This window comes from Roseateles sp. (assembly GCF_049240545.1).
GTDB lineage: Bacteria > Pseudomonadota > Gammaproteobacteria > Burkholderiales > Burkholderiaceae_C > Paucibacter_A.
In genome coordinates this window covers 1-12,565 of record NZ_JBMLSK010000034.1, presented here as the reverse complement: position 1 = coordinate 12,565, position 12,565 = coordinate 1, and the positions used below count along the sequence as shown (strand labels likewise).

General features: G+C 62.8%; 12 protein-coding genes and 1 pseudogene. 7 read left to right on the top strand and 6 right to left on the bottom strand.

Translation table 11 applies throughout. From position 1 onward, the window contains the following. Positions 1–7 precede the first annotated feature (7 nt). Positions 8–1,540 (top strand): tryptophan halogenase family protein, encoded by a 1,533-nt coding sequence (locus ACOVRJ_RS01855; protein ID WP_422042209.1) that lies wholly within the window; start codon positions 8–10, stop codon positions 1,538–1,540. A gap of 69 nt (positions 1,541–1,609) precedes the next feature. Continuing rightward, complete coding sequence (gene glk / locus ACOVRJ_RS01850) at positions 1,610–2,575, top strand: glucokinase (protein ID WP_263536695.1); 966 nt, start codon at positions 1,610–1,612, stop codon at positions 2,573–2,575. Between the two features lie 32 nt (positions 2,576–2,607). On the opposite strand, the gene ACOVRJ_RS01845 is transcribed toward glk, so the two are convergent. The 6 genes and pseudogenes from ACOVRJ_RS01845 to ilvD form a co-directional block, all read right to left on the bottom strand. After that, entirely contained in the window at positions 2,608–2,784 is a 177-nt protein-coding gene (locus tag ACOVRJ_RS01845; RefSeq protein WP_422042208.1) for a TOBE domain-containing protein, read from the bottom strand. Next, positions 2,781–3,422 carry a TOBE domain-containing protein gene (locus ACOVRJ_RS01840; protein WP_422042207.1) on the bottom strand — a complete coding sequence of 214 codons (642 nt, stop codon included), beginning with the start codon at positions 3,420–3,422 and terminating at the stop codon, positions 2,781–2,783. The genes ACOVRJ_RS01845 and ACOVRJ_RS01840 overlap by 4 nt, the downstream gene beginning before the upstream one ends. After that, a pseudogene (locus ACOVRJ_RS01835) lies at positions 3,412–4,117 on the bottom strand (ATP-binding cassette domain-containing protein). The gene ACOVRJ_RS01840 and the pseudogene ACOVRJ_RS01835 overlap by 11 nt, the downstream one beginning before the upstream one ends. A gap of 10 nt (positions 4,118–4,127) precedes the next feature. Then, entirely contained in the window at positions 4,128–4,775 is a 648-nt protein-coding gene (modB, locus tag ACOVRJ_RS01830) for a molybdate ABC transporter permease subunit (protein ID WP_422042206.1), read from the bottom strand. A gap of 60 nt (positions 4,776–4,835) precedes the next feature. Then, complete coding sequence (modA, locus tag ACOVRJ_RS01825; RefSeq protein ID WP_422042246.1) at positions 4,836–5,573, bottom strand: molybdate ABC transporter substrate-binding protein; 738 nt, start codon at positions 5,571–5,573, stop codon at positions 4,836–4,838. A gap of 241 nt (positions 5,574–5,814) precedes the next feature. Further along, on the bottom strand, positions 5,815–7,506 hold the full coding sequence (gene ilvD, locus ACOVRJ_RS01820) for a dihydroxy-acid dehydratase (protein ID WP_422042205.1): 1,692 nt from the start codon (positions 7,504–7,506) through the stop codon (positions 5,815–5,817). Between the two features lie 90 nt (positions 7,507–7,596). Between ilvD and ACOVRJ_RS01815 the strand changes: the two genes are divergently transcribed. The 5 genes from ACOVRJ_RS01815 (at position 7,597) to dnaQ (ending at position 12,396) form a co-directional block, all read left to right on the top strand. Further along, positions 7,597–8,484, top strand: a complete 888-nt coding sequence (locus tag ACOVRJ_RS01815; protein WP_422042204.1) for a LysR family transcriptional regulator — start codon at positions 7,597–7,599, stop codon at positions 8,482–8,484. Positions 8,485–8,615: 131 nt separating this feature from the next. Beyond that, on the top strand, positions 8,616–9,632 hold the full coding sequence (locus ACOVRJ_RS01810; protein ID WP_422042203.1) for a tetratricopeptide repeat protein: 1,017 nt from the start codon (positions 8,616–8,618) through the stop codon (positions 9,630–9,632). Positions 9,633–9,698: 66 nt separating this feature from the next. Next, the gene (locus ACOVRJ_RS01805) at positions 9,699–10,775 is read left to right on the top strand and encodes a tetratricopeptide repeat protein (RefSeq protein ID WP_422042202.1); all 1,077 of its coding nucleotides are present in this window, start codon (positions 9,699–9,701) and stop codon (positions 10,773–10,775) included. A 92-nt stretch (positions 10,776–10,867) separates the two neighbouring features. After that, a complete protein-coding gene (gene lgt / locus ACOVRJ_RS01800; RefSeq protein WP_422042201.1) occupies positions 10,868–11,665 on the top strand; it encodes a prolipoprotein diacylglyceryl transferase in 798 nt (265 codons plus the stop codon). A 32-nt stretch (positions 11,666–11,697) separates the two neighbouring features. Continuing rightward, on the top strand, positions 11,698–12,396 hold the full coding sequence (gene dnaQ / locus ACOVRJ_RS01795; RefSeq protein WP_422042200.1) for a DNA polymerase III subunit epsilon: 699 nt from the start codon (positions 11,698–11,700) through the stop codon (positions 12,394–12,396). The last annotated feature ends 169 nt before the right edge of the window (positions 12,397–12,565 follow it).

The following is a 12,565-nucleotide window of genomic DNA, read 5'->3' as shown; positions in this document are numbered from 1 at the left end:
GGTGCTTATGAGCGTGCAAGCTTTCCCGACCGACTCCGCCCGCGCCGCCAGCAGCCCGGTGCGCCGTGTCGTCATCGCCGGCGGTGGCACCGCCGGCTGGATGACGGCCGCCTTGATGGGCAAGCTGATGGGCAAGCAGTTGGACATCCGTTTGGTGGAGTCGGATGAGATCGGCACCGTCGGCGTCGGCGAGGCCACCATTCCGGCCCTGCACATGTTCCACGAACTGCTGGGCATCAAGGAAGCCGAGTTCATGGCTGCCACCCAGGCCACCTTCAAGCTGGGTATTCAGTTCGAAGGCTGGAAGGCGCCCGGCCAAGACTACATCCACTCCTTCGGTTTGACCGGCCAAGACCATTGGAGTGCTGGCTTTCAGCACTTCTGGCTGAAGGGCCGTCAACGTGGCCTGGCGCAGCGCTATGGCGAGTATTGCCTGGAGTTGCGCGCCGCTGAAGAGAATCGCTTTGCCCACCTGCCGCAAAACGGCATGAACTATGCCTACCACCTGGATGCCACGCGTTATGCGCGTTATCTGCGCGGCATGGCCGAAGCCAACGGGGTGCAGCGCATCGAGGGCAAGATCACCGAGGTGCTCCGCCACTCGCCCGATGGCGACCTGAGCGCCATACGTCTGGCCGATGGCGCCTTGGTGGAAGGCGATTTGTTCATCGATTGCACCGGCTTTCGCGCGCTTTTGCTGGGCGAAACCTTGGGTGTGCCCTATGAGGACTGGACCCATTGGCTGCCCTGCGATCGGGCGGTGGCGGTGCAGACCGCCTCGGTGCGCGAAGCCCCGCCTTACACCCGCTCCATCGCCCATCCCTTTGGCTGGCAATGGCGCATCCCGCTGCAGCACCGGGTTGGCAATGGCCTGGTCTACAGCAGCAAGGAGTTGTCGGATGCCGATGCGCCGGAGGTCTTGACTCGCCATGTTGAGGGCGAGCTCTTGATGAAGCCGCGCTTGCTGCGCTTTACGCCCGGCCAGCGTCGTGAAGTTTGGAGCCGCAATTGCATCGCCGTTGGTTTGTCGAGCGGCTTTATCGAACCTTTGGAGTCCACCAGCATCCACCTGATTCAGCGGGCGGCGATTCGCCTGATGCGCTTGTTCCCAGCCGGCGGGGTGCGCGAGGTGGACCGGGTGGAATTCAATCGCCAGACGCAAGACGATTTGGAGCACATCCGCGACTTCATCATCCTGCACTACCACGTCACCGAGCGAGATGATTCCGACTTGTGGCGCCATGTGCGCAGCATGGCTGTGCCCGAGACGCTGCGGCACCGGATTGAACTCTTCACCGAAACCGCGCGGGTGTTCCGGCCCTTGGATGAGTTGTTCGCCGAGAATTCATGGATTCAGGTGATGTTGGGGCAGGGCATCATGCCGCGCCAGCACCACCCGGTGGCCGACCTGATGGGCGATGTGGAGTTGCAGCATTTTCTGGACAACATCCGCCGCCAAGTGGCGCAGCGTTTGGCCACGCTGCCGCCGCATGCCGCTTATGTCGAGCGTTTGTGCGCGCCTTACCGCGCCGCGGCTTGAACTGCTTGACCCCGTTTTTCTATCAACCGCAAGATTTTGACGACTGGCAATTTGCAAGTGCAGACCGTGATGACTGAAACCTACCCCCGTCTATTGGGTGATATCGGCGGAACCAACGCCCGCTTTGCCTGGGCCGAGGCGCCCGAGGCCCCGGTGGCGCGCTGCGTCAACTACCGCTGTGCCGATTACCCGACCATTGCCGATGCCATTTCGAGTTATGTGGCGGAGCATGCGCCAACTCGCCCGCAAGCGGCTGCCTTGGGAATCGCCAATCCGATTGATGGCGACCAGGTGCGCATGACCAATGGCAATTGGTCCTTCTCGATCCAAGCGCTCAAGCGCGATATGGGCTTGCAGCGCCTGTCGGTGGTGAATGACTTCACGGCGTTGGCCCTGGCCTTGCCCAGTTTGGAGGCCAGCCAGTTGCATGCCTTGGAGGGCGGCAAATCGGTGGCCGGCGAGCCCTTGGCCGTCTTGGGCGCAGGCACCGGCCTGGGGGTGGCGGGCTTGTTGCCGCTGCCGAATGGGGCGTGGCGTCCTTTGTCCGGGGAGGGTGGGCACGCCAGCCTGGCCGGCCAAGATGCGTTTGAAGATGCGGTGATTGCGCGGCTGCGCCTGCGCTTTGGTCATGTGTCGGCCGAGCGCGCCTTGTCGGGGCCGGGCCTGGTCAATCTCTACCTGGCCAGTGCGGAGATCGCCGGCTTGCCAGCGCCCGAGCTGACGCCGCCAGAGGTTTTGCAGCGCGCCGAGCAGGGCGACGCCTTGGCCAAGCAAGCGATTGCCTTGTTCTGCAGCTTCCTGGGCAGCGTGGCCGGCAATCTGGCCCTGACCCTGGGCGCGCGCGGCGGCGTGTACATCGGCGGCGGGATTGCTCCCCGTTTGCTCAGCGAGTTAGGCCAGTCGAACTTCCGGGCGCGTTTTGAGGGCAAGGGCCGCTTTGCCGACTATCTGTCGGGGATTCCTTGCTTTGTGATCGATGCGGCGGTTTCGCCTGCGCTGGACGGGGCTTCACGAGCCTTGGACCTGGGCTTGTAAAGACCTTGGTTCAAGGCCTCAAGCCCAGGGTCTCAAGCCGCCACGCCGAGGATCACGCTGGAGGCCTTGAACACCGCGGTGGCTTCCATGCCGGGCTTGAGCTCCAGCACTTGCGCGCTGACCGAGGTCACGATGGCCGCGATGCTGCCGCCGCCGGGCAGCTCTAGAACGACTTCGCTGTTGACGGCGCCATCGGTCAGCCGGCTCACGCAGCCTTTGAGCTGATGCGGGCTGAGAGTTTGACCTCGCCGTCTCCCGTCATCAAAACAATGCTGGAGGCCTTGAGCAGGGCGAAGGCCTTGGCGCCCAAGTCCAAGCCCAGCTCCGTGCGGCTGGCGCGGGTGACGGTGGCGACGATGCGCTGGCCGCCGATGATTTCAAGCTCGATTTCGTCGTTGACCGTGCCGGGGCGAATGGCGCTGACGGTGCCGGCGAATTGATTGCGTGCGCTGGTTTTCATGGCGAGGCTGCCGATCAAGGAGTAGTCGGCCTGCAGGCACTGGGCTTGTTGATTGAGTCGGGCGATGAAGCGGGCGTGTTCTTGCTGGATCAGGCCGAAGTTGCGAACCAGCTGAGCGCCGCGCTCGGTGAGGCGGGTGTAGCCGCCGCCTTTGCCACCGGCCACGCGCAGTAAAAGCGGCTCGCCGGCTAGATTGCTCATGTGCTCATTCGCGTTCCAGGCGCCTTTGTAGCTGAAGCCCACCGTCTTGGCGGCATGGGTGAGCGAGCCCTGCCGCTCGATCTCGGCCAGCAGCGCCAGATGGCGCGCGCTGGCCATGTCCTGACCTTGCATGCTCAGGCGCAGCTCGGCGTCGAGTTGCATGGCGATGGGGGGCTCAAGGTTCATGCAGCGGTGCCTCGCTCTGTGGCGGTTCTTCATGGCAAATCTGTCCCTGCTTCAGCAGCAGGCGGGCTTCGCCAAAACGCCGCAGGTCTTCGGGGTCGTGGGTGATCATCAGCATGGGGATGTCGATGCGCTCAAGCAGGGTCTGCAGCTCATCGCGCATGCGCTCGCGCAGCTCGGGGTCCAGCGAGGAGAAGGGCTCGTCCAAGAGCAGCGCCTGCGGACCATTCACCAAGGCGCGGGCCAGGGCGGTGCGCTGGCGTTGGCCGCCGGAGAACTGATGCGGCTTTTGCAGCGCCACCTCATTCAATTCAAAAGCCGTCGAGCCAGCGCTCGACGGCCGGGTTCGACACCTCGCGAGCCGGATTCAGCAGCCCTGTGTGCAGACCAAAAGCGATGTTCTGCCGCACATTCAGCCAGGGGAACAAGGCGTAGTCTTGGAACAAAAAGCCGAGCCGACGCTTTTGCGCCGGCAGGTCGATGCTGGAGGCTGAATCAAACAAGGTCTGGCCTTGGACCTTGATGCGTCCGCTGTCGGGGCGCGGCAGTCCGGCCATTGCTTGCAGGCACAGGCTTTTGCCCTCGCCGGAGGGGCCGTAGATGACGGTTCGCCGGGCTTGGGTGGCAAAGCTGATCTGTAAGTCAAAGCTGCGACCTGGGCTCTTGAGACGCTTATGAAACTCAATCTCAAAGCTCATGATTTTTTCTTCATGCCGCGTTCAGCTCACGGGCGCGCGACAAGCGGCCTGCCGCCAGCAAGACCGCAACACAGGTGATGGAGGTGATCAGCACCAAGGTGTTGGCCACATCGTCGTGGCCGGCTTGCACCGCCTCATAGACCGCAATTGACAAGGTCTGGGTTTTGCCGGGAATGCTGCCGGCCACCATCAAGGTGGCGCCAAACTCGCCCAGCGCACGGGCAAAGGCCAGCAGCAGCCCCGCCAAGATGCCATGCCAGGCCATCGGCAAGCTGATGCGAAAGAACACCGCCGCTTCGCTCAAACTGAGCACGCGTGCGGCTTGCTCCAGCTGCGGGTTCACGTTTTCAAAAGTGGCTCGCGCCGACTTCAAGACCAAGGGGAAAGACACCAAGGTCGCCGCGATCACCGCGCCTTGCCAGGTGAAGATCAGGTTGATGCCGAAGTGCTGATCCAGCCAGGCGCCCAGCCAGCCGCGCTTGCCGATCACGACCAGCAGGTAGTAGCCCAAGACCGTGGGCAGCAAGACCATGGGCAGGGTCAGAATCGCATCCAACAGATCTCGCCCCGGGAAGCGCTTGCGGGCTAACAGATAGACGGCGCCAAGGCCCAAAAACAAATTCAGCGCCGTGGCCCAGCCCGCCACTTTCAGTGACAAGGCGAGTGCGATTCAAGCCGAGGAGTCGAGTGACATTCAGTGATTCAAGGGATCAGGGGCTCAGGGTTTTTGGAAGCCGAACCTGGCCAATACGGCCTGGCCTGCGGGAGCGCTGAGATAGTCCACAAACTTGCTTGCCGTGTCTCGATCCCGGCCTTCGGCCAGCACTGCGACGGTGTAGTGGATGGGGGTCCCGGTGGGCACGGTGAATGCGATCTTGACCTTGTCTCTTTGAATGGCCGCATCGGTCGCATAGACAAAGCCGGCCTCGACCTCGCCACGTGCCACATAGTCCAAGGCTTGGCGCACATTGCCAGCAAAAACGGCCTTGGGCTCGATGATGGGCCAGAGCTTGGCGGCGTCCAGTGCACCCTTGGCATAACGGCCCGCCGGTACGGTTTCTGGCTTTCCCAAGGCCACACGCTTGAATTCAGGCTTTTGCAGATCGGCTAAGCTGCGCAGGGCTATTGGGCTGTCCGCAGGGGTGATGATCACCAAGGCATTGCGGCCAAAGTCGCGCCGGCTGCCCGGTAGCACAAGCTTCTGGGCCTGTGCTTTGTCCATGCTGTCCTGGTCGGCCGAGGCAAACACGTCGACCGGCGCACCCTTGGCGATCTGCGCCAGCAAGGCGTCGGAGGCGGCAAAGTTGAACAGCAGCTTGGTGCCGGGATGCTGGGCTTCAAAGCCAGGCGCCAGTTCCTTGAGCGCACTGCTGAGGCTAGCCGCCGCGGAGACGGTCAAATCGCCAGCCTTGGCGACCGACGCCAGCAGACTGAGTGCAGCGAATGCCACGATCAGGCCAAGAGTCGCCGAGTGATTTTCTGAACTTTCGAAGCAAAAGCCATGCCCTGGTGTCCTTGCAATGCACTTCTTACCTGGCACGGGCCTGCAATCCTTGATCGGGAAGGGCGCCGCCGGGTAGCGAAATACAAAGCAATACACAACGGGTGGCGTCTCAAAGCCTCTGGTGTGGCCAAGGGCAGTTGGTTCGCTATGAGGCGCCGGCTTGGCTTGAGCCGCCAAGCCGGCGTTCTTGGACTTACTCGAAGCGGTCCAACACGGCGCCGGAGCTGGCGCTCGAGGCATTCTTGGCGAACTTGGCCAGCACGCCGCGTGTGTAGCGCGGCGCGGGCTTGACCCAGGCAGCCTTTCGGGTAGCCAACTCGGTCGCGTCCACATGCAGCTCCAGAAGCAGTTGGTGAGCGTCGATGGTGATGCGGTCGCCTTCCTGGACCAGGGCGATGACACCGCCGTCATAGGCTTCCGGCGCCACATGGCCGACCACCATGCCCCAGGTGCCGCCGGAGAAGCGGCCGTCGGTGATCAGGCCCACGCTCTCGCCCAGGCCCTGGCCGATCAGCGCGCCTGTGGGGGCCAGCATTTCCGGCATGCCCGGGCCGCCCTTGGGGCCCAGGTAGCGCAGCACCATCACATCGCCCGCCTTGATCTGGTTGGCCATGATGGCGGCCAGTGCCGACTGCTCGTCGTCGAACACCCGCGCCGGCCCGGTGATCACCGGGTTCTTCAGGCCGGTGATCTTGGCCACGCAGCCCTCGGGCGACAGGTTGCCCTTGAGGATGGCCAGGTGGCCCTGGGCATACATGGGGTTGTCGATGGTGCGGATGACCTCCTGGTCGGCCCGCGGTGCGTCGGGCACATCGGCCAGGTTCTCGGCCACCGTCTTGCCGGTGATGGTGATGCAGTCACCGTGCAGCAGGCCGGCGTTCAGCAGCACCTTCATCACCTGCGGGATGCCGCCCGCGCGGTGCAGGTCGATGGCCATGTACTTGCCGCTGGGCTTGAGGTCGCAGATCACCGGCACCCTGCGGCGCACGCGCTCGAAGTCGTCGATGGTCCACTCCACGCCCGCAGCGTGCGCGATGGCCAGGAAGTGCAGCACGGCGTTGGTGGAGCCGCCGGTGGCCATGATCACGGACACCGCGTTCTCGATGGACTTCTTCGTCACGATGTCACGCGGCTTGAGATCGGCCTTGACTGCCTCCACCAGCACCCGCGCGGCCTCTGAGGTGTAGGCGACGATCGGGTCCTCGACGTTGGCCATGGTGGAGGAGAAGGGCAGGCTCATGCCCAGCGCCTCGAAGGAAGACGACATGGTGTTGGCGGTGTACATGCCGCCGCAGGAGCCGCTGCCGGGGATGGCGCGCTTCTCGATCTGGCAGAAGTCTTCCTCGCTCATCTTGCCGGCGCTGAACTGGCCCACGGCCTCGAAGACGCTGACGATGTTGAGGTCCTGCCCCTTGTAGCGGCCCGGCAGGATGGTGCCGCCGTAGACGAAGATGCCCGGCACGTTGGCGCGGATCAGGCCCATCATGGCGCCGGGCATGTTCTTGTCGCAGCCGCCGATGGCCAGGCAGCCGTCCATCCACTGGCCGCCGACGCAGGTCTCGATGCAGTCGGCGATGACCTCGCGGCTCACCAGGCTGTACTTCATGCCCTCGGTGCCCATGGCCATGCCGTCGCTGATGGTGGGTGTGCCGAAGATCTGCGGGTTCGCGCCGGCTTCCTTCAGGCCGATCACGGCCGCGTCGGCCAGCTTTTGCAGGCCGGAGTTGCAAGGCGTGATGGTCGAGTGGCCGTTGGCCACGCCGATCATCGGCTTGCCGAAGTCGCTTTCCTGGTAGCCCATGCCGTAGTACATGGAGCGGTTTGGCGCGCGGGCCACGCCCTCGGTGATGTTTTTGGAACGGCGATTGGCGGGGGTCTGGCTCATGGGATCTCCTCAGTTCGCTGGCAGTATCTCTGTTGGCCATCTGCTTATCAAATATATTATTCAGTTCTCATTCATACGTTTTGCGAATCAATGATCGACTTACGCAGCTTGCGCCAGTTCCTGGCGGTGGCCGAGGAATTGCACTTTGGCCGTGCCGCCGAGCGCTTGCACATGACCCAGCCGCCGCTGACCCAGGCCATTCAAAAGCTCGAGCAAGCGCTGGGCGCGACGCTGTTCGAGCGCAGCAGTCGCAGCGTGCGCCTGAGCGCGGCCGGGGCGGCCTTGCTGCCAAGCGCGCAGGCCTTGCTGACCCAGGCCGAAGGCTTGCCGGCCCTGGTGCAGGCCGCAGCCGATGGACGCCGGGGGCGGTTGAATCTGGGCTTTGTTTCGACGGTGGGCTTTGGGGATCTGCCGCGCTGGCTGCGCAGTTTTCGCGAGCTTTACCCGGAGGTGGCCCTGAGCTTGCGCGAGGCCACGCTGGATGTGCAGCTGCCGGAGTTCGAGCGGGGCGAGTTGGACGCTGGCTTCATCATCCATGCGCCGGGCTCGCAGCCTGCGGGTTTTGAGCGCTTGAAGATTGCCAGCGAGGCGATGGTTTTGGCGCTGAGCGCCGATGAGGCAATGGCTGCCGCGCCAAGTCTGGATGCAGCTGAAGTGGCACGTCAGCCCCTGGTGATCTTCCCGCGGGCGATTGCACCATCTTTGTTTGATGCGGTGCTGGATTTCTATCGTCAACAACAGCGCGAGCCTGGCATCGTGCAAGAGGCCATCCAGATGCAGACCATTGTCAACCTGGTGTCGGCGGGCATCGGCGTGGCCTGGGTGCCGGCCAGCGTGATGGCGTTTCAACGGCCGGGGGTGGTGTACAAGCCGGTGCAGGGCGCAGTGCCCACCTGCGAGACCAGCTTGATCTGGCGCTCCGACGCCGCGCCTGCGGTGCAGCGCTTTGTGGCGCATGTCCGGGCGCAATTGCTGTGAGGCAGCGGGCGCGCTTGCAAGCAAGTCAGGCCATTGAATCGGCATCTCGTCGCAAGCTGATCTACGGCATGAGTGCTGCTGTACACAATGCGCCCTAGTTTCTTTTTCCTTCACTCTAGGCTTGGTGGACCATGCAACAGCGACCTTCTTTCACTCTTCGTGCTCTGACGGCTTTTGCTTTGGCGGCGGGGCTTGGGGTGGGCCAGGCTTCGATCTTCAAGGATCCGCAGCTCGACAGTTTGGCGGAGGCGAACAAGTTTGCTGAGTTGGAGCAGCAGGCTCAAGCGCGCTTGAAAGCGAACGCGGCCGATGTGGAGGCCAATGCGGCCTTGGCCCTGGCGCTTTCTTCCTTGGACCCGAGTGACGCCAAACGCTTGGAGGCCGGTGCCAAGCAGGCCAAGCAATGCGTGGAGCAACACCCGAGCGCAGCAGTCTGTCAGCTGGTGCGGGCGCAGAACCTGCATATGCAGATGGGCGAGGCAGGCATGTTCAAGGCCATGCGTCTGTTGGACAGCATCAAAGAGGCCCTGACTCGCGCGGTGGAGCTGGATCCGAACAGCTTTGTCGCTCGGGTGCAACTCACCAAGCTGTACTTGTTTGCGCCAGGCATGTTGGGCGGCTCTACAGCCAAGGCCAAAGAACTGGAGATCGCGGTGCGCAGCAGCCAGCCGGAGCAGGCGCGCCTGTTGCGGGTTTATCTCGCCTTGTATGCAAAGAAATGGGGCGAGGCGGAGAGTGAGCTGCTGGCGCTCAAGCCCAGCAAGGATGCCTCGCTGCTAGAAGAGGCTCGTGCCGCCACCCTGCAATTGGCCACCTACTATCTGAAGGACGGCAAGGAGCCCGCCAAGGCCAAGACTCTTTTTGAGAACTTGCAACGGGAACAGCCTGGCTATGCCCATGGGCCCTACGGCCTGGGGCGGGTGTATTCGGAAACCGGGCAACTTGATGAGGCCTTGCGGTACTTTGAGCGCGCCAAGAGCTTGGCGGCTGCGGACGAGCTGCCGATCGATCACCGGCTCGGCGATGCCTTGCTGGCCAAAGGTGACAAAGCGCAGGCCAAAGCTGCTTACGAGCGCTTCTTGAAGACCAAGCGTGCCAATCCGAACAACGTCGAAGCAGCACGCAAGAGCCTGGCTTCACTGGTCTGAGGCCTTGCTGGGCACAAGGCGTTGATAATTTCCATGTCTTCGTTGCCGTCCTTTGAGAGTCACCTCGTGAGCCTGAACAGAAATCCGTCCTCTTTGCAACTGAATCCTGTGTGTCGTGAGGGTGTGTCTGGGGCGCTTGATTTGGGTGCGCGAATGTTCGGGCTTGGCCTTGTCCTGGTAGTGACTCTGGGCTTTTCCGCCGGGGCGAAGGCCAAGGTGTTCAAAGATGCGGCCTTGCAGCAGGCCCTGGAGGCAAGCGATCCGGTGGCGCTGGAGCGGCTTGGCCAACAACGATTGGCGGCGGCATCCGATGATGTGGAGGGTTTGGTGGCGCGGGCCTGGGGATTGAGCTTGGGCTTTGACGGCAAGCAGTTGGACGGGGCCCTGAAGCTCGCCGAGCAATGCCTTGCAGGCGCGCCCAATGAAGCGATCTGCCATTTGGCCCTGGCACAGGTGCAGGGCAAGCAGGTCTTGCTGGAAAGCCGCCTCAAGGGTGTGAGCTTGTTGCCGAAGGTGCGGGCCAGCCTGGGGCGAGCGTTGGAGTTGAACCCCGATTTGTATGAAGCGCGCAGCAAGCTGGCGCAGATCTATTTGTTGATCCCCGAGTTCTTGGGGGGCAGCGTCAGGAAGGCGCGCGATTTGGAGCAGGCCATCCGCAGCAAGCAGCCTGAGCAGGCGCGTCTGCTTCGCTCCTTGATCGCTGCCCGGCAAGACGCCTGGGACGAGGCCGAGCGGGAGTTGATGGCGGTGCGCGTCGGCAGCGATGCGGCCTTGGCCGAAGACGTGCGCAACGCTTATGGCGAGTTGGGCCGGCACTGGATCAAGGCGAAGCAGTTTGACCGCGTCAAACGCCTGTACGAGCAATTGCAGAAAGACCAGCCCACGCAAGCAGCGGCGTCCTATTACCTGGGCCGCTTGGCGCAGGAGTTGGATCAAAACGCCGAGGCTGTGCGGCATTTTGAGAAGGCCTTGAGCCTGGCCGGCGCCGACAGCCTGCCCATCGACCACCGCCTGGGTGACGCCTTGGTGTCCACCGGCCAAACCGACAAGGCTCGCCTGGTCTACAAGCGTTACATCGAGAGCAAGCGGGCCGAGCCCGGCCACCTGAAAGACGCGCGCAAGAAGCTGGCTGCGCTGGGCTGAGCCTGACGTGCTCAATCGCGCGGACTTATGATGCGCGCCTTGTTCTCTAGGCGGATGAGGCTGAGGCCTGCCGTCGTTCTCAAGGATTCATGATGTGGGTTCATCCCCAATTTGACCCGATCGCCATCAAGCTTGGCCCCTTGGCCGTCCATTGGTACGGGCTGACCTATCTGGCCGCTTTTGGCATGTTCTTGTGGCTGGCCAATCGCCGCGTGGCGCGGCCCGAGTTTGCTCAGGCGGGCTGGACTCGCCGGGATGTGGATGATCTGCTGTTCTACGGTGTTATCGGCGTGATCTTGGGGGGGCGTTTGGGTTATGCCTTCTTCTACAAGCCTGACTACTATGTGCACAACCTGGGCGAAGTGCTGGCGGTGTGGAAGGGCGGCATGTCCTTCCATGGCGGGCTCTTGGGTGTGTTGGTGGCCATGGCCTTGTTTGCCAAACTGCGCGGCCGCACTTTCTTTGAAGTCACCGATCTGATTGCGCCCTGCGTGCCGACCGGCTTGGCGGCCGGCCGGGTCGGCAACTTCATCAATGGTGAGTTGTGGGGCCGGGTGGCCGACCCGAGCCTGCCCTGGGCCATGGTCTTCCCGCAATCGCCGACGCTGGAGCCGCGCCACCCCTCGCAGATCTACCAATTCATTGGTGAGGGCCTGTTTCTGTTCACGCTCTTGTGGCTGTATGGGCGCAAGCCGCGCCTGACCGGGCAGGTCTCCGGCCTGTTCTTGATCGGCTATGGTGCACAGCGTTTTGTGACCGAGTTCTTCCGTCAACCGGATGACTTCTTGGGTCTGCGCGCCCTGAATCTGAGCCAAGGTCAGTGGTTGTCGCTGCCCATGGTGGCGGCGGGCATCGCCATCTGGCTATGGGCCAGCCGCCGCAAGGCCTGATGAGTTTGGTTTTGTTGAGTTTCTAGAGTTCCATGCGTCAAATCTTCTTCGACACCGAAACCACCGGCCTGGCTGCCGAGGGCGGCGACCGCATCATCGAAATTGGCTGCGTCGAGATGATCAACCGGCAGCTGACCGGCAACAATCTGCACCTCTACATCAACCCGCAGCGCGCCAGCCATGAAGACGCGCTGCGCGTGCACGGTTTGACCGAGGCCTTTCTGTCCGACAAGCCGCTGTTTTCGCAGATTGCCGAGCAGTTGCTGGAGTTTCTGGCCGGTGCCGAATTGGTGATCCACAACGCACCCTTCGACATTGGCTTCGTCAATGCCGAGCTGCGTCGCCTGAGCAAGCCACCCATCACCGACATCGTCGGCGGCGTGCGCGACACCTTGCTGATGGCGCGCGACCTGTTCCCGGGCAAAGCCAATTCGCTGGATGCGCTGTGCCGCCGCTTGGAAGTGGACAACTCCAACCGCAAGCTGCACGGCGCGCTCTTGGATGCGGAGCTGCTGGCCGAGGTCTACATCCGCCTGACGCGCGGACAAGATTCCTTGGTGATGGACGACGCGGGCGAGAGCAACCAGTCCAGCGAGTTCAAGCTGGCGGCGGTGGACCTCAGCAGCTTTGCCTTGCCGGTCATTGCGGCCAACGATGCCGAGTTAGAGATGCATGAAAAAGTGCTGGGCGAACTCGACAAAGCCAGCGGTGGAAAAAGAATCTGGCAATAAGCTTGAGTTTCCCAAAACATTCGTGGCATAATCGTGGGCTTCCCGGTTGGCGAATTAAGTAATTGATTCGCAAGCGATGAAGCGCTTAGCAAACGCCAAGCTGCATTCAAGAATCCGGGCGGTTAGCTCAGTGGTAGAGCACTGCCTTCACACGGCAGGGGTCGCAGGT